General features: G+C 72.0%; 16 protein-coding genes and 2 riboswitches. Of the genes, 5 read left to right on the top strand and 11 right to left on the bottom strand.

Annotated features, from left to right (window positions below):
- Positions 1 to 19 precede the first annotated feature (19 nt).
- Complete coding sequence (locus tag ABZ910_RS26830; RefSeq protein ID WP_361369606.1) at positions 20 to 451, bottom strand: DUF1992 domain-containing protein; 432 nt, start codon at positions 449 to 451, stop codon at positions 20 to 22.
- Between the two features lie 81 nt (positions 452 to 532).
- Between ABZ910_RS26830 and ABZ910_RS26825 the strand changes: the two genes are divergently transcribed.
- Positions 533 to 925 (top strand): hypothetical protein, encoded by a 393-nt coding sequence (locus ABZ910_RS26825; protein ID WP_361369604.1) that lies wholly within the window; start codon positions 533 to 535, stop codon positions 923 to 925.
- A gap of 18 nt (positions 926 to 943) precedes the next feature.
- Here ABZ910_RS26825 and ABZ910_RS26820 read toward each other — a convergent pair whose 3' ends face one another.
- The 9 genes from ABZ910_RS26820 to ABZ910_RS26780 form a co-directional block, all read right to left on the bottom strand.
- Complete coding sequence (locus ABZ910_RS26820) at positions 944 to 1,615, bottom strand: O-methyltransferase (protein ID WP_361369602.1); 672 nt, start codon at positions 1,613 to 1,615, stop codon at positions 944 to 946.
- A gap of 281 nt (positions 1,616 to 1,896) precedes the next feature.
- On the bottom strand, positions 1,897 to 3,288 hold the full coding sequence (locus tag ABZ910_RS26815; protein WP_361369600.1) for an MFS transporter: 1,392 nt from the start codon (positions 3,286 to 3,288) through the stop codon (positions 1,897 to 1,899).
- A gap of 239 nt (positions 3,289 to 3,527) precedes the next feature.
- Entirely contained in the window at positions 3,528 to 3,965 is a 438-nt protein-coding gene (locus ABZ910_RS26810) for a transglycosylase SLT domain-containing protein (RefSeq protein ID WP_361369599.1), read from the bottom strand.
- 363 nt (positions 3,966 to 4,328) lie between these two features.
- Positions 4,329 to 5,159, bottom strand: coding sequence for an ECF transporter S component (locus tag ABZ910_RS26805; RefSeq protein WP_361369597.1), 831 nt, complete (start codon positions 5,157 to 5,159; stop codon positions 4,329 to 4,331).
- A 62-nt stretch (positions 5,160 to 5,221) separates the two neighbouring features.
- Positions 5,222 to 6,922: an ATP-binding cassette domain-containing protein gene (locus tag ABZ910_RS26800; RefSeq protein WP_361369595.1), complete on the bottom strand. Its 1,701-nt coding sequence runs from the start codon at positions 6,920 to 6,922 to the stop codon at positions 5,222 to 5,224.
- Positions 6,919 to 8,016 carry a CbiQ family ECF transporter T component gene (locus ABZ910_RS26795; RefSeq protein WP_361369593.1) on the bottom strand — a complete coding sequence of 366 codons (1,098 nt, stop codon included), beginning with the start codon at positions 8,014 to 8,016 and terminating at the stop codon, positions 6,919 to 6,921. The genes ABZ910_RS26800 and ABZ910_RS26795 overlap by 4 nt, the downstream gene beginning before the upstream one ends.
- A complete protein-coding gene (locus tag ABZ910_RS26790) occupies positions 8,009 to 8,686 on the bottom strand; it encodes an SCO2322 family protein (RefSeq protein WP_361369592.1) in 678 nt (225 codons plus the stop codon). Before ABZ910_RS26790 ends, ABZ910_RS26795 begins: the two co-directional genes overlap by 8 nt.
- The gene (locus ABZ910_RS26785) at positions 8,683 to 9,909 is read right to left on the bottom strand and encodes a prenyltransferase/squalene oxidase repeat-containing protein (protein ID WP_361369590.1); all 1,227 of its coding nucleotides are present in this window, start codon (positions 9,907 to 9,909) and stop codon (positions 8,683 to 8,685) included. The genes ABZ910_RS26790 and ABZ910_RS26785 overlap by 4 nt, the downstream gene beginning before the upstream one ends.
- A 112-nt stretch (positions 9,910 to 10,021) precedes the next feature.
- A riboswitch (cobalamin riboswitch) is annotated at positions 10,022 to 10,175 on the bottom strand.
- Between the two features lie 88 nt (positions 10,176 to 10,263).
- Positions 10,264 to 10,438: riboswitch (TPP riboswitch) on the top strand.
- A gap of 9 nt (positions 10,439 to 10,447) precedes the next feature.
- Positions 10,448 to 11,056 carry a TetR family transcriptional regulator gene (locus ABZ910_RS26780; protein WP_361369588.1) on the bottom strand — a complete coding sequence of 203 codons (609 nt, stop codon included), beginning with the start codon at positions 11,054 to 11,056 and terminating at the stop codon, positions 10,448 to 10,450.
- Between the two features lie 236 nt (positions 11,057 to 11,292).
- Here ABZ910_RS26780 and ABZ910_RS26775 point away from each other — a divergent pair, with 236 nt between their 5' ends.
- Genes ABZ910_RS26775 through ABZ910_RS26765 form a run of 3 tightly spaced genes read left to right on the top strand, consistent with a single transcriptional unit; the run spans position 11,293 to position 14,488 of the window.
- Positions 11,293 to 12,693 (top strand): glycosyltransferase family 4 protein, encoded by a 1,401-nt coding sequence (locus ABZ910_RS26775; RefSeq protein WP_361369586.1) that lies wholly within the window; start codon positions 11,293 to 11,295, stop codon positions 12,691 to 12,693.
- On the top strand, positions 12,687 to 13,421 hold the full coding sequence (locus tag ABZ910_RS26770) for a class I SAM-dependent methyltransferase (RefSeq protein WP_361369584.1): 735 nt from the start codon (positions 12,687 to 12,689) through the stop codon (positions 13,419 to 13,421). Before ABZ910_RS26775 ends, ABZ910_RS26770 begins: the two co-directional genes overlap by 7 nt.
- On the top strand, positions 13,418 to 14,488 hold the full coding sequence (locus ABZ910_RS26765) for a prenyltransferase/squalene oxidase repeat-containing protein (protein WP_361369583.1): 1,071 nt from the start codon (positions 13,418 to 13,420) through the stop codon (positions 14,486 to 14,488). Before ABZ910_RS26770 ends, ABZ910_RS26765 begins: the two co-directional genes overlap by 4 nt.
- 16 nt (positions 14,489 to 14,504) lie before the next feature.
- On the opposite strand, the gene ABZ910_RS26760 is transcribed toward ABZ910_RS26765, so the two are convergent.
- Positions 14,505 to 14,795, bottom strand: coding sequence for a hypothetical protein (locus ABZ910_RS26760; RefSeq protein WP_361369581.1), 291 nt, complete (start codon positions 14,793 to 14,795; stop codon positions 14,505 to 14,507).
- A gap of 158 nt (positions 14,796 to 14,953) precedes the next feature.
- On the opposite strand from ABZ910_RS26760, the gene ABZ910_RS26755 reads away from it, so the two are divergent.
- Complete coding sequence (locus tag ABZ910_RS26755; protein ID WP_361369579.1) at positions 14,954 to 15,511, top strand: hypothetical protein; 558 nt, start codon at positions 14,954 to 14,956, stop codon at positions 15,509 to 15,511.
- The last annotated feature ends 133 nt before the right edge of the window (positions 15,512 to 15,644 follow it).

Here is a 15,644-nt window from a genome sequence, read left to right as displayed (position 1 = left end):
GCGAATAAGGAGGGCGGGGCTACGCCTCGTCGCCGTCCGCTCGGTTCGCCGTCGTCCGGAGTCTGCGCCACTCCCGGGCGATCTCCTCGACGTCGTACGGCTTCATGCCCAGCGGGGGGCCGGGCGGCGGCTTGAACATCATGTCGCGGATCTTGACATTGACGTCGGTGATGATCTTCCGCGCCATCCGCTCCGAGGGGGCCGCGTACGCCGCCGTGAGGGCGTCTTCCGCCTCCTTGCGCAGGGCCAGGGAGGGCGGCAGGGCCGTCAGGCCCTCGCGGACCATCTTGCGCCTGACCCACCAGAGTTCGTCGTACGAGGTGTCGGTGCCCGGCGGCAACGGCTTGCCCGCACCCGGGAGTTGGTCGAACTCGCCGCGCCCCTGCGCGGCACGGATCTGCCGGTCGACCCAGGACTCGAACGGGACGCCTGGTGGCTTTCGCTCGGTCATGACTCCATTGTGCCGGACGGGACGGGGTCGGGCGATTTAGTATGCGGCCGCTGTGCAAGCACACTTCAGGGGGGAAGGCGCGTGCTCGAACTCACCATGGCCACCGTGTCCGGGACGGACGAGGGCACCACGGCCGGCATGCTCATGGCCGACACGCCCAGCCGGCCGGGTGCCGTGCTGCGGGTCGGCCGGGACCGGGCGGTGTGCCGTCTCGTGACGCCCGAGGACTGGCTGTTCGTGTCCCGCATCCACCTGGAGTTCCTGTGCGGGCCGGAGGGCGCCTGGCAGGTGACCTGGCTGCGCGGCTCGCAGGCCGATCCGTCGGCCGAGGTGCTGCTCACGGTCGGGGAGTACGCGCAGCACGTCGCCTACGGCGGGACCGTGTCGCTGCCCCGGGGCGGCGCCGGCGAGATCATCATCCGGGACCGCACCGCGCCGCGCAGCGTCAACGTGGGCTTCCATCACGAGGAGTAGGGGCAGGGGGTGCCGCCGTCACGGCAGGACGCGGGCCAGTGCGAAGCCGTCGTACCCCTTGCTGCCCACCGTCTGGAGGGCCGTGCCGCTCAGCCTCGGGTGGGAGGCGATCAGCTCGATGGCGGCGCGGGTGCCGCGGACCGACGGCTCGGGGCTCTGGGCGTCGAGCACCTGGCCGCCCCGGACGACGTTGTCGAGGACGATCAGGCTGCCCGCGTGCGTGAGCTTCAGCGCCCACTCCACGTAGTGCGCGTTGTTGGCCTTGTCGGCGTCGATGAAGACCAGGTCGAAGGGGGCCGGGTTCTCGTCGGCCAGCATGGGCAGCGACTCCAGGGCGGGGCCGACCCGTACCTCGGCGATCTTCTCGAGGCCGGCGCGGGCGATGTTGCGGCTGGCGATCTCGGCGTGCCGGGGGTTGTACTCGAGCGAGACCAGGCGGCCGTCGGTGGGGAGGGCGCGGCCGAGCCAGATGGTGCTGTAGCCGCCGAGCGTGCCGATCTCCAGGATGGTGCGGGCGTCCTGGATCTGGGCCAGGAGCTGGAGGAACTTGCCCTGGTTCGCCGTGACGTTGACGTGGGGCAACCCGGCGGCCTCGCTGTCGCGCAGGCATGCCTGGAGCGCCTCGTCGTCCGGTGAGAGATGGGTGGTGAAGTAGAAGTCGACGTCGTCCCAGAGCTGCGAGCCGCTCATGCTCCCCATGCCTTTCCGTGTCCCCGTGCTGCTGTCCGTGTCCCGTATGTCCCGTGCCACCGCCAGTGTGCCCCCGACGGCCGTCGGCCACGCCGGAATCCCGGCCGCCTGTACGAACAGCTACCACCGCTCGGCCGACGGTTGCGGGTGGGGAGCGGCCGGCCCGGCGTGGATGGCGGTGAAGGTGGACGCCGGTACAGACGGCACCGGCCGGCCCCGGACCGGCCGGCATGACTGCCGAGGGGTCCGGGACCGGCCGGTGGCCGGAGCGGGGGCGAGGGTCAGACCTGGCGCTCCACCGCCGGGGGCGAGCCCGGGAGGGGGCGGTTCGCCGACTCGACCATGCGCCAGACCGCGATGCCGCCGATGACGGCCGCGCCCATCATGTAGTAGGCGGGCATCATCATGTTGCCGGTGGTGCTGATCAGGGCCGTGGTCACCAGCGGGGTCGTACCGCCGAACAGCGACACCGAGACGTTGAAGCCGATCGACAGCGAGCCGTAGCGGACCCGGGTCGGGAACAGCGCGGGCAGCGCGGAGGGCATCGCCGAGGTGAAGCAGACCAGCAGGAGGCCGAGGCCGCCCATGCCGAGGCCGACGCCGAGCATGCTGCCCTCACGGATCAGCAGCAGCGCGGGGATGGACAGGGCCAGGAAGCCCGCACAGCCGGCCGCGATCACCGGCTTGACGCCGACGCGGTCGGTCAGGCGTCCCGCGAACGGCTGGACGACCATCATGCCCGCCATCACCAGCAGGGACACGATCAGGCTGTGCGTCTCGTCGTACTTGAGCTCACTGGTCAGGTACGTCGGCATGTACGACAGCAGCATGTAGTCGGTGACGTTGTAGACGAGCACCAGGGCCATGCACAGGATCAGCGTCTTCCACTGACCCACGACCATCTCGCGCAGCGGCACCTTGGGGCGGTTCGTCTCCGCCTTCTCCAGCTCACGCGCGAACGCCGGCGTCTCCTCGAGCTTCATCCGCAGGTACAGACCGACGATGCCGATCGGGCCCGCGACGAGGAACGGGATGCGCCAGCCCCAGGACAGCAGGTCGGACGTGCTCAGCAGGGCGGTCAGCACTGCGACGATGCCCGCACCGCCGATGTAGCCGACCAGGGTGCCGAACTCGAGCCAGCTGCCGAGGAAGCCGCGCTTCTTGTCCGGCGCGTACTCCGCGATGAAGGTGGACGCACCCGCGTACTCACCGCCGGTCGAGAAGCCCTGCACCATGCGCGCGACCAGGAGCAGCAGCGGCGCGCCGACGCCGATCGTGGCGTAGGGCGGGATCAGGCCGATCGCGAACGTGCCCGCCGCCATCAGGATCATCGTCAGGGCGAGGATCTTCTGGCGGCCCACGCGGTCGCCCAGCGGGCCGAAGACCATGCCGCCGAGGGGGCGGACCAGGAAGGCCGCGGCGAAGGCGCCGAAGGTGGACAGCAGCTGGACGGTCGGGTTCCCGGACGGGAAGAAGACCTTGCCCAGCGTCACCGCGATGTAGCTGTAGACGCCGAAGTCGAACCACTCCATCGCGTTGCCCAGCGCGGCGGCCCGCACGGCCCGCTTCACGAGGGCCGGGTCGGTGACGGTGACCCGCTGGTTCTGGGAGGCCTGAGAGGTCTCGGAGGTCCGTGCGGACTGAACGGGCTGGGTGACAGTAGTGGCCGGCAAAACTGCGCTCGCCTACCTTTCGACGGGAACAGGGACGGGACCTGCACCACGGCAGGTCGAAAAACGACCATAGAGGGGCGTACGCCCCTTACGTGGCGTAGGCGTCTCGCTGCACAAAGCCGCTAAACACCGTATACGCAGGCACGTAGCGCCTTCCCCGGATCGATTTCCGGACACCGCTTTGTGATCCATCTCGCGCTGCAAGGGTGCAACCGCACCCTTCCCGCGTGCCGTACGGCTCAGTACCAGTGGTTGGTCTGCCAGAAGTTCCACGCGGCGGCGGGGCTGCCGTAGCGGGAGTTCATGTAGTCGAGGCCCCACTTGATCTGGGTGGCCGGGTTGGTCTTCCAGTCCTTGCCGGCGGACGCCATCTTCGAGCCGGGCAGGGCCTGGACCAGGCCGTAGGCGCCGGAGGAGCTGTTGGTGGCGTGGATGTCCCAGCCGCTCTCGCGCGAGACGATCTGGCTGAACGCGTTGTACTGGGCGGCGTCCGGGATCATCTTGTGCGCGATCTCCTGGGCGGAGGCGGTGGAGCCGGAGCCGGAGCCGGTGTCGGCCTGCGCGGGCGCGGAGGTGAGGATCATGCCGGTCGTGGCGGCGGCCACGGCGGCAGCGGCGAGGGCCTTCTTGGGGGAAGCGATCGGAGCGGCCATACGGCGGATGAACGAAACAGACACAAAGAACCTCTTCTGTGGGGAACAAGGGGTCGCCGCCGTAAGCGGAGCCATGCGCGCCCGCTGCGTGGCGGGGCATACGGAGGCGCCGCGGCCCGTGCGGGCTCGTCGGCGCCTGGCGACTCGTCCAGAGAAGCAGCTCGGAAGGGTGTCCGCAATGCCCCCTTTTACTAGTTGCGGCCGAACCGGGGGTGGCGGCGATCCGTGTGACCTGGATCGCAAAGTGCAGGTCAGTTGCGGTGCAAATAGGTGCAATTCGGGTGAAAAGTTCTACGATCCCGCCTCGTAGGTGACGTGCGTCATGTGGGCCGCTTCACCTGCCGCCCGACGGTTCGCGCACGTGCGATGACAGTGATGACAGGGGGCTCAGCCGACCGGCGCGTCGAAGGTGGCCGCCGCCTCGAAGGCGGCCCGGCGTGTGGCCCGGCGCAGTGCGCGCAGCAGCGTCGGACCGAGCGCCAGGGTCAGCGCGACGGTGCAGACGGCCCGGCCGAGATCCCAGCCGAGGGAGGTGGCCGTGCAGTACGCGACGAAACGGGCCAGGTTGGCGGGGACCGCGGCGTGCGGGTCGAAGGCGATGTTCGAGGCCAGGGCGCCCATGAAGGGCCAGCCCGCGAGGTTCATGACCGTGCCGTAGGCGAAGGCGGCGAGGAGGCCGTAGGCCGCGAGCAGCACGAGCTCGCCGCGGCCGCGCAGGCGGTCGGGTCCCGGCAGCAGCCCCGCGCCCATGGTGAACCAGCCCATCGCGAGCATCTGGAACGGCATCCACGGACCCACACCCCCGGTGAGCAGCGCGGACGCGAACATGGTGAGGGAGCCGAGGACGAAGCCGAAGCCGGGGCCGAGGACGCGTCCGCTGAGTACCAAGAGGAAGAACATGGGCTCGATCCCTGCGGTGCCCGCGCCGATCGGCCGCAGAGCCGCCCCGGTCGCGGCCAGCACGCCCAGCATGGCGACGGCCTTCGGACCGAGCCCCGACTCGGAGATCGTCGCGGCCACGACGGCGACGAGCAGCGCGAGCAGGCCCGCGAACAGCCAGGGAGCGTCCTGCGCGTGGGCGTTCAGCTGCGAGGCGGGCGGCGCGAGGAAGGGCCAGCCGAAGGCGACGACACCGACCGCGCTGACCAGCACCAGGGCGGCGGTGGAGCGGGGGCCGAGGCGGATGGGGCGGGGCTGGGAGCGAGGGGGCGTACCCACGGCCGCAGTCGCGGCCGTGCTCGTATTCGTACTCGTACGTGTGGTCGTGTTCGTACCCGTGCTCACGCGAGGGCCTCCCGTACCTGGGTGACCGTCAGCCACTCCTGCGGGGCGAGGATCTTGGTGACCTGTGGGGCGAAGGAAGGGGACGAGACCACGATGTCCGCGGTCGGCCCGTCGGCGATCACCTCGCCGTCGGCCAGCAGGACCACCCGGTGGGCGAGCTCGGCGGCCAGTTCCACGTCGTGCGTGGCCAGCATGATCGCGTGCCCCTCGGCGGCGAGCCCGCGCAGCACGGCGACCAGTCGGGCCTTCGCCGCGTAGTCCAGGCCGCGGGTCGGCTCGTCCAGCAGGAGCAGCGGGGGACGGGCGGTCAGGACGACGGCCAGGGCGAGCGCCAGCCTCTGGCCCTCGGAGAGGTCGCGGGGATGCGTGTCGTCGGTGATCCCCGGGAGCAGCTCGGAGACCAGCGCGCGGCAGGTACCGGATGCGGCCTGCGCGTCCCGGTCGGCGGCCGCGCACTCGGCGGCGACCGTGTCGGCGTACAGCAGATCGCGGGGCTCCTGCGGCACGAGGCCGACCCGGCGCACGAGGTCGCGGGGCCGGACGCGGTGCGGGGCGGCTCTGCCGACCCGGACGCAGCCGGCGGTCGGCTCGACCAGCCCGACGAGCGAGCCCAGCAGCGTCGACTTGCCCGCGCCGTTACGGCCCATGAGCGCGACGGTCTCGCCGGGGGCGACGGTGAGGTCGACCTGCCGGAGGGCGTCGACGCGGGCACGGCGGACGGCGAGGGAGCGGACCTCCGCGACGAAGGGCGACGGTGTGGTGACGTCGGGGGCGGTGCGCTTGCGGAGGCGCCAACGGGTGGCCGGGGTGGGCGACTTGGGGCTGCCGGGGGCGGGAGCGGCGCTCTCCGCTGCCGCCGGCGCCGGCCGCGTCGCCTCCCGCCCGTCGAGGCGTTCCCGGAGCTCCCCCGCCCGGCGGCGCGCGTCGCGCACGGTCAGCGGGAGCGGGGACCAGCCCGCCAGTCGGCCCAGGTCCACCACCGGCGGGTACACCGGGGAGACGGCCATCAGCTCGGCCGGGGAGCCGAGGACCGGGGCGGCCCCGGGAGAGGGCAGGAGGGCGACCTGGTCGGCGTACTGGATCACCCGCTCCAGGCGGTGCTCGGCCATGAGGACCGTCGTGCCGAGGTCGTGGACCAGGCGCTGGAGGACGGCCAGGACCTCCTCCGCGGCCGCCGGGTCGAGCGCCGAGGTCGGCTCGTCCAGGACGAGCACCCTGGGGTGCGGGGTGAGGACCGAGCCGATCGCGACGCGCTGGCGCTGGCCGCCGGAGAGGGTGGCGATGGGGCGGTCGCGCAGGTCGGCGAGGCCCAGCAGGTCCAGGGTCTCCTCGACGCGGCGCCGCATCACCGCCGGGGCGAGCCCCAACGACTCCATCCCGTAGGCGAGTTCGTCCTCCACCGTGTCCGTCACGAAGTGGGCGAGCGGATCCTGGCCCACCGTGCCGACCACGTCGGCGAGTTCGCGCGGTTTGTGGGTGCGGGTGTCCCGGCCCGCGACCGTGACCCGGCCGCGCAGGGTGCCGCCCGTGAAGTGCGGGACGAGCCCGCTGACCGCGCCGAGGACCGTGGACTTGCCCACGCCCGAGGGGCCGACGAGCAGCACGAGTTCGCCCTCCGGGACCGTGAAGTCCACGCCCCGGACGGTGGGTTCGGCCGCCCCGTCGTACGTGACGCTGACGTCCTCGAAGCGGATCACGACGGCTCCTTGGGGGCTTCGGGGGTCTTGGGTGCTTTGGGGGCGACGAAGGCGGGGACCAGGGCGAGGAGTTCGGCCGCCGCCGGCCACAGGGGCAGGCCGGGCGCGGTGAGCGGGACGACTCCGGGGTGCAGCGCGGCAGGATCGCGGGCGCCCGCGAGCGCGAGCAGCGCGGCGACCGCGACGCCGGAGGCGGCGACCAGCCACGCGCGCGCGTTCCAGGAGTCGGGCCGGTAGCGGGTGCGCGGCGAACGGCGGCCGCCGAGGCGCAGCCCCGCGAGGGCGGCGGCGACCGAGACGAGCAGGACCGGAAGTCCGTACGTGCCGCCGTCGGCGGTGAGCAGTCCGTACGTTCCCACGCAGACGCCGAGCAGGCCGCCGAGCGTGAGGGCGGCGGTCGTACGGCGCACGGAGGCGGAGACCTCGACGCTGCGGCCGTAACCGCGCGCGTCCATCGAGGCGGCGAGGGCGACGGAGCGTTCCAGGGCGCCCTCCAGGACCGGGAGTCCGACCTGGAGCAGGCCCCGGATGCCGTGGTCGGGGCGGCCTCGCAGGCGGCGCGCGGCGCGCAGGCGCTGGACGTCGGCGATGAGGTTCGGGGCGAAGGTGAGGGCGACGACCACGGCCACGCCCGTCTCGTGCAGGGCGCCCGGCAGGGACTTGAGCAGGCGGGCCGGGTTGGCGAGAGCGTTGGCGGCGCCGACGCAGATGAGCAGGGTCGCCAGCTTCAGGCCGTCGTACAGCGCGAAGACGAGCGCCTCGGCGGTGACCCGGCCGCCGAGCCGGATGCCCTGCGCCCAGTGGGGGAGCGGGACTTCGGGGAGCGTGGCGATCACATGGGTGCCGGGGACGGGGGAGCCGAGGACCACCGCGAAGACGAGCCGGATGACGAGGACGGCGAGGGCGAGCTTGGCGAACGCGGCGTAGGAGCGGGCCCAGGGGGCGGCGGTGCGGTGCGTGGCGACCACATAGCCCGCCGCGGCGATCAGCAGGGCGAGGAGGAGGGGGTTGGTGGTGCGGGTGGCCGCGGTCCCGAGACCGAGGGACCACAACCACCAGGCACCGGGATGCACAGGGCCGTACGGCTTACGCATCCCCGCGCCGCCGCGCCTGCCACACCGCTGCCGCGCCCAGGAGCACGACCGCGCCCGCTCCCGCGATCAGCCCCACCGACGGACCGTGGCCGTCGTCGTGGCCGCGACCCTCGGCCGCCGGCTTCTTCGCGGAGTCCGCCGCCGCGCCGCCCGCCGGCTTCCCGTCCGTCGACACCTGCTCGCCGCAGCCCTGTTGCGGATAGCCGCTGATCGCGCACAGCAGGGCGTTCGCGTCGTAGCGCAGGGGCTTGGCCACGGCCGCCAGGGCCTCGGCCGTCGTCGCGTCGGAGGAGACCGACGCGCACGCCGTCCGCCCCTGCGGGGGCGTCTCGCCCGACGGCGCGTCCGCCGCCGTACCGAAGTCGATGACCAGCGCCACCCGCTTCCTGCCGTCCCGGGCAGGGGTCTTCGCGCAGATCGCGTCGAAGTCCGCACGGCCGCGCGGGCGCGTCGCGTCGGCCGAGTCCTCGCTCACCGCGAAGCGGAAGCCCTGGACCTCGCCGTCGGAGGGGCGGGCGGTCGCCGGGCCCTCGGTGGCGTAGGTCCAGTGGTCGCCCGTGCGCTCCCAGAAGGACCAGTAGCGGTAGCCCGCGGCCTGCGCCTGGCCGGCGGTCCCCCACAGGAGGAACCCGGCCAGGAGCAGCGTCGCGGCACGGCGGCCGGAGGTCACGGCTGCTGCTTCTTCTTGCGTCCGCTGAACAGGAAGCCGATGCCGATGCCCGCGACGAGGCCGACGCCGACGATCCACCAGACCTTGGTGCTCGTGCTCTGCTCGGCCCGCGTGCCGGACTCGGCGACGGCCTTGGCCTGCTGCGGCGCCGGGCCTGTGGCGTCGAGCGCCTTCACCAGGTTCGTGCCGCCGAAGGCACGCGGGTCGGTGCCGGTGGCGTGGGCCGCGAAGATCAGCTGGGCGTAGGCGGCGGGGCCGCTCTGCTTCGCCCAGGGGGCGGCGTTCTTCTCCAGCCAGGCCAGGGGCTTCGCGGCACGGCCGGCACCGCCCTGCGCGGCGAGCGCGACGACCGCGTCCGCGGTGTTGCCGTAGTCGGGCTGGTCGGTGGAGCCGGGGAGCACCGAGTCGAGGTGGCCGCTCTTGGCGACCGCCTTGGCGAGGTACGCCGCTCCGTTGACCGCCGCCCGCTCCGGGGTGGCCTTGCCGGAGCCGGTGCAGGAGGCGTCCGCCTTCTTGCCGGCGTCGGCCTTCGCCGCGTCGACGACCATGCCCCGGCCCAGCGCACCCACCACGCCCGCTGCGGTCGCGTCCGCGTTGGCGGCCAACTTGCCCTTCTTGTCCGGCTGGTAGGCGAAGGCGCCCGCGCCGTCACCGGAGCACGGCAGGGACAGCTTCAAGAGGGCGTCGTACGGCGACTTGCCGCCCTTGACGACCGACGCGGGCTGCTGACCGGCGGCCGCGAGCGCGCCGATGACGACGGAGGTGGAGTTCGCGTCGCTGGGTCCGCCCGGCGTGTAGCCCCAGCCGCCGTCCGCGTTCTGCACGGACTTCAGCCAGGTCACGGCCTTGCCGACCGCGGCGTCCTGCCCGCCGAGCGCCTTCAGGGTCTGCACGGCGGCGGCCGTGCTGTTGGTGTCCACCATGACCTTGGCGTCGCAGGCCTTGGCCGGTTCGGCGCGGAAGGGGGCGAAGGCGCCGTCCGCGCACTGCTGCCCGGTCAGCCAGTCGACGGCCTTGGTGGCCGGAGTGACGTGCACGGTGTGCTGGGCGAGCAGCGCGAGCGACTGGCGCCAGACGCCGTCGTACTTCGGGTCGGCGCTGCCGTACAGCCCGGACGGGAGCGCGGCCGGCGCGGACGGGGAGGGGTCGGCGGCTATCGCGGGCGTGGCGGCGGCGATCACGCCGACTGCGGCCAGGGCAGCCGCGCTGCGGAGGACGGTCATGGTCGGCGGATGCCTCTCCCTAGGGGGAGCCGGGCAGCACGGGACGACGGCCCCGGCGGCTCGGCTCCGTATACCTCGACGGTGCCGTGCGCGGGCGGGTGCCGACGCACGTGAGCCGGTCAACGTCCCGGGCGGGGCAGTCCGGCTCACCGGCCCTCGCGGAACGGCTCACGGTTGCGGGTCAGCGCCGGAATTGCACCGGCTTCCCCCCGTACGGGTGTGATGACGACGCGCACACTCTACCGGCCCGTAGGCGGAATGCTCAGGGGTGGTGGTGAGGCCGTGGAGATAGGAAAAATCTTCCTCTTTGGGGTATTGCCAACGGCTCGGGAGTTCTATCCTGAAAGTGGCCTACGGAACGAGTGAGGGAGTTCGACCGGAGTAGCCGACTTTGGTGGACGCAAAAGCATCCACTGAGGCCGACGTCCTCGGTCGGGCTGAGAGGCCAGAAGGCAGCAGTCAGGCCGGAAGGCGACCCCCAATACCTGATCCGGACAATACCGGCGAAGGGAACCCGTTTCGTAGGTTTTTGTGTGCCCTAATCCCGCGGACCCGTCGGGTCGATGAGCCGGCACACCGTCTCGATGTCCGTCCTGACCTGCTCGATCGAGGCGCGGCCCGAGACCCAGGTGATCAGTGCCGAGTGCCAGGTGTGCTCGATGACGCGGACCGCGGAGAGCTGGTCCGGGGCCGGGTCCTCCACGCCCATCGCGTCCAGGATGATCGCCCTCGTCTGCCGGGACACCCGGTCGACCTCGGGGGAGACGCTGCGGTCCGCGAAGTTCAGGGCGCGGACCATGGCGCCGGCCAGCTGCGGTTCGCGCTGCAGGGCGCGGAAGGCGCGCATCAGGGTCTGCGCCACCCGCTGCCCGGCGGTGTCACCTGTGGGGGGCTTCCTGTTCAGCGTGGCGTGGAGGTGCTCCAACTGGTCCTGCATCGTGGCGACCAGCAGGTGCACCTTGGAGGGGAAGTAGCGGTAGAGCGTGCCGAGGGCCACCCGCGAGGCCTCGGCGACCTCCCGCATCTGCACCGCGTCGTAGCCGCCCCGGCCGGCCAACTCGGCGCTGGCCTGCAGGATCCGGCGGCGGCGGGCCTCCTGCCGCTCGGTGAGCGGCGGCGGGGCAGGACGGGCGGTACTGGCTTTCACCTTGCTTCCACCTTGGCTTCCGCGGGCGTGGCCCCGCTTCCGTGACGGTCGGTGAGGGGGTGTGACCGCACAGCATGGCAGAGGCCCCCGCCGTGGCGTGAATCACCTGGCCCCTCGCTCACAACACTGCTACCTGCCGGTAGATTCAGAGCCTCTTGAACGCTCAAGTCTGAAACTTGTTCTAGATTAACGCCGCCGCGTAATCTCGCGGAATGTCGCGGAGAAGGGGGCCCGGAGTGACCGCTGAGGCCAGGGATGCGGGTGCCTGCGAGGACCCCGCAGCCGATGGCGGGCGACCGCTCGATATCGCGCTCCTCACCTACAAGGGCAACCCGTTCTGCGGCGGCCAGGGCGTCTACGTACGGCACCTCTCCCGCGAACTGGCCCGTCTCGGCCACCGCGTCGAGGTCATCGGCTCCCAGCCGTACCCCGTGCTCGACGGGATCGACGGAATCGACGACTACGCGGGCCGGTTGAGCCTCACCGAGCTGCCCAGCCTCGACCTCTACCGCCAGCCCGACCCCTTCCGCACTCCGAAGCGCGACGAGTACCGCGACTGGATCGACGCCCTCGAGGTCGCCACGATGTGGACCGGCGGTTTCCCCGAGCCGCTGACGTTCTCCCTCCGTGCCCGCCGCCATCTGCGCGGCCGACGCGGCGCGTTCGACGTCGTGCACGACAACCAGACGCTCAGCTACGGCCTGTTGGGCGACGTCGGCGCCCCGCTGGTCACCACGATCCACCACCCCATCACCGTCGACCGGCAGTTGGAGCTGGATGCGGCCGACGGCTGGAAGCGCCGTATGTCCGTGCGCCGCTGGTACGCCTTCACCCGCATGCAGAAGCGCGTCGCCCGCCGCCTGCCGTCCGTCGTCACCGTCTCCGGCACCTCCCGCCAGGAGATCGTCGACCACCTCGGCGTCCGGGACGACCGCATCCACGTCGTCCACATCGGCGCCGACACCGACCTGTTCTCGCCCGACGCGTCGGTGGCGCAGGTGCCGGGCCGGATCGTGACCACCTCCAGCGCCGACGTGCCGCTCAAGGGCCTGGTCTTCCTCGTCGAGGCGCTGGCCAAGGTCCGCACCGAGCACCCCGACGCCCACCTCGTCGTGGTCGGCAAGCGCGCCGAGGACGGTCCCGTCGCCCAGGCCATCGAGCGCTACGGCCTCGAAGGCGCCGTCGAGTTCGTCAAGGGCATCTCGGACGCCGAACTGGTCGACCTGGTCCGCTCGGCCGAGGTCGCCTGCGTGCCGTCGCTGTACGAGGGCTTCTCGCTGCCGGCCGCCGAGGCCATGGCCACGGGCACCCCGCTGCTCGCCACGACCGGCGGGGCGATCCCCGAGGTCGCCGGGCGCGACGGGGAGACCTGCCTGGCGGTGCCGCCGGGCGACGCGGGTGCGCTGGCCGCCGGGCTCGTCCGACTGCTCGGGGACCCGGGCCTGCGGATCCGCCTCGGCCGTGCGGGCCGGGAGCGGGTGCTGACCCACTTCACCTGGGCACGGGCCGCGGAAGGCACGGTGACCCGGTACCGCGAGGCCATCGAAAGAGCCGGGGGACTCCGCATGCAGCCGCACGCAGTCGGCCGCGGTGCGGCCGCAACAGGTGTCTACTCCGAAAGCAGGGCCACGTGCTGACCGTCGACTTCACCCGGTTCCCGCTCGCCCCGGGCGACCGGGTCCTGGACCTCGGCTGCGGGGCCGGCCGGCACGCCTTCGAGTGCTACCGGCGCGGCGCCCAGGTCGTGGCCCTCGACCAGAACGCGGACGAGATCCGCGAGGTCGCCAAGTGGTTCGCGGCGATGAAGGAGGCGGGCGAGGCCCCGGCTGGCGCCACCGCGACCGCCATGGAGGGCGACGCCCTCGCGCTGCCCTTCCCTGACGAGTCCTTCGACGTCGTCATCATCTCCGAGGTGATGGAGCACATCCCCGACGACAAGGGCGTCCTCGCCGAGATGGTCCGGGTGCTCAAGCCGGGCGGCCGTATCGCCATCACGGTGCCGCGCTACGGCCCGGAGAAGGTCTGCTGGGCGCTGTCCGACGCCTACCACGAGGTCGAGGGCGGCCACATCCGCATCTACAAGGCGGACGAGCTGCTGGCGAAGATCCGCCAGGCGGGCCTGAAGCCGTACGGCACCCACCACGCGCACGGGCTGCACTCGCCGTACTGGTGGCTGAAGTGCGCCTTCGGCGTCGACAACGACAAGGCGCTGCCCGTGCGGGCGTACCACAAGCTGCTGGTCTGGGACATCATGAAGAAGCCGCTGGCCACCCGGGTCGCCGAACAGGCGCTGAACCCGCTGATCGGCAAGAGCTTCGTGGCGTATGCGACCAAGCCCCACCTGCCCCGGGTGGACGCCCAGTGACGACGCCCCGGACAGAACACCTGGTCCTGCCCGGGGTCCTCACCTCAGGGCAGGCCGCCGCGACCGTCCGCGGCATCCTCGCCGTGCAGCGCGAGGACGGCGCGATCCCGTGGTTCCGCGGGCATCACCTGGACCCGTGGGACCACACCGAGGCCGCCATGGCCCTGGACGCGGCCGGTGAGCACGAGGCCGCCGAGCGGGCGTACACCTGGCTGGCGCGGCACCAGAACGAGGACGGCTCCTGGTTCGCGGCCTACGCGGACGGCGCGTACGACGACGTCACGGACCGCTCCCGCGAGTCGAACTTCGTGGCGTACATAGCCGTCGGCGTATGGCACCACTACCTGTCGACCGGCGACGACATCTTCCTGGACCGCATGTGGCCCTCGGTCTACGCGGCCATCGAGTGGGTCCTGCGCCTGCAGCAGCCCGGCGGGCAGATCGGCTGGCGCCGGGGCGACGACGGCACGCCCACGGCGGACGCGCTGCTGACCGGCAGCTCCTCCATCCACCACGCCCTGCGCTGCGCCCTCGCCATCGCCGAGCAGCGTGAAGAGCCGCAGCCCGACTGGGAGTTGGCGCTCGGCGCGCTCCGGCACGCGATCCGCCGCCACCCGGAGCGGTTCCTGGACAAGGACCGCTACTCGATGGACTGGTACTACCCCGTCCTGGGCGGCGCGTTGACCGGCGTCGAGGCCAAGTCCCGAATGGAACAGGACTGGGAGCGCTTCGTCGTCCCCGGCCTGGGCGTGCGCTGCGTGGTGCCGAACCCCTGGGTGACCGGCGGCGAGTCGGCCGAACTCGCCCTGGCCCTATGGGCGATGGGCGAGTCCGACCGGGCGCTGGAGATCCTCCAGTCCATCCGGCATCTGCGCGATGCGGAGTCCGGCCTCTACTGGACCGGCTACGTCTTCGACGACGACGTCGTGTGGCCCCGCGAACTCACCACGTGGACGGCGGGTTCCCTGCTCCTGGCGGTCGCGGCCCTCGGTGGCCACGAGGCGACCTGCGCGGTGTTCGGGGGCGAGTGCCTGCCCGCCGGCCTGGATCCCGACTGCTGCGGGTAGGGGCGCGGTCGCGGGCTCAGTGCCGGTACAACCGGTTGGCGATGGTGTGGCCCACGAAGAGGTAGACCAGGGCGGCAAGGCCGTACCCGGCCACCACGCGTGCCCACGCGGCATCGAAGGTGAACAGGTCGTGCGACCAACCCGCCAGCCAGGCGGCCGCGTTGTGGATGAACTGCACGAAGTCGTTCGCGCGGTTGGCATCCAGCAGGTACATCAGAATCCACAGGCCCAGAATGACGGCCATGACGTCGGCGACGACCGCGATGACGCGTCCGGCCTGATTGGTACCGAGACTTATTCGAGACATGTACTACAGGTTGCCGCTCGGTGACCGGACAAACCCGGACGGTGAAAGTCGGGCGGTCTGTCAAGTGCCCTGCGATTCCCCCGAGTGGCGCAGCCGACCGTACTGGGTGAGCCTGCCGGGAGAGACATCTGCTCGGGGAGGACAGCCCGGAGGACCTCGTGCCCGTACCCATACGGCGCCTCGTCGTGGCGCTCACGCTGTGCTGTGCCCTGCTCGCCGGCTCCACCGCCTACGCGAGCAGCGAGACCCACTCCCGGGACACCGGACCGGTCACGGCCGCCACACCCAGCCCCAGTACGTCGGCCGAGAAGCAGAAATACGCCAAGGCCCGCTTCGTCGCGAACGCCGCGCTCGCGGCCGGGGCGACCTACCAGTGGATCGTGAAGCCCTGGAAGGAGGGCAAGTTCAAGAAGGGCGCGCAGGGACGCAAGGCCGCCCTCGCCAAGGCGGGGCTCGCGGGAGCGTTCACGTACAACCGGCTCAAGGCGGCTGTCCGCAACGCCAAGGGCGACCCGACGCTCTCCAAGGCCCTCGCCCCGCTCATCGCGGGCATCGACGGCCTCAAGGGCCTGCCGGCCAAGCTGCGCCAGGGCGACGGCAACGCCGTCGACACCTTCGGCGACGTCGTCAACAAGGTGAAGGACGCCGGGAAGAGCGCCGGCGCCCCCGTCAAGGACAAGGTGCCGTCGGACTCCCAGCTGACCCAGGGCGGATGATGCGACATCGCGGTACGGCAACGGCCCCCCGCCGTAAGCTTGAGTTCTTGTGGTCGTCGCAACACCCCAGCTGGGGAGTGCGATGGACTTCGAGATCCGGGACCGGTCAGTCAACCGGGGCCGTCGTAGATTG

The sequence above is a fragment of the Streptomyces sp. NPDC046805 genome (assembly GCF_040645355.1).
Classification (GTDB): domain Bacteria; phylum Actinomycetota; class Actinomycetes; order Streptomycetales; family Streptomycetaceae; genus Streptomyces.
The sequence above is the reverse complement of the archived record's forward strand: the minus strand, read 5'-3'. Positions and strand labels throughout refer to the sequence as shown.

Coding starts and splice junctions, on each gene's coding strand:
- ABZ910_RS26830 (WP_361369606.1), bottom strand. CDS start 451: ATGACCGAGCGAAAGCCACCAGGCGTCCCGTTCGAGTCCTGGGTCGAC.
- ABZ910_RS26820 (WP_361369602.1), bottom strand. CDS start 1,615: ATGAGCGGCTCGCAGCTCTGGGACGACGTCGACTTCTACTTCACCACC.
- ABZ910_RS26795 (WP_361369593.1), bottom strand. CDS start 8,016: ATGCGTAAGCCGTACGGCCCTGTGCATCCCGGTGCCTGGTGGTTGTGG.
- ABZ910_RS26785 (WP_361369590.1), bottom strand. CDS start 9,909: ATGACCGTCCTCCGCAGCGCGGCTGCCCTGGCCGCAGTCGGCGTGATC.
- ABZ910_RS26760 (WP_361369581.1), bottom strand. CDS start 14,795: ATGTCTCGAATAAGTCTCGGTACCAATCAGGCCGGACGCGTCATCGCG.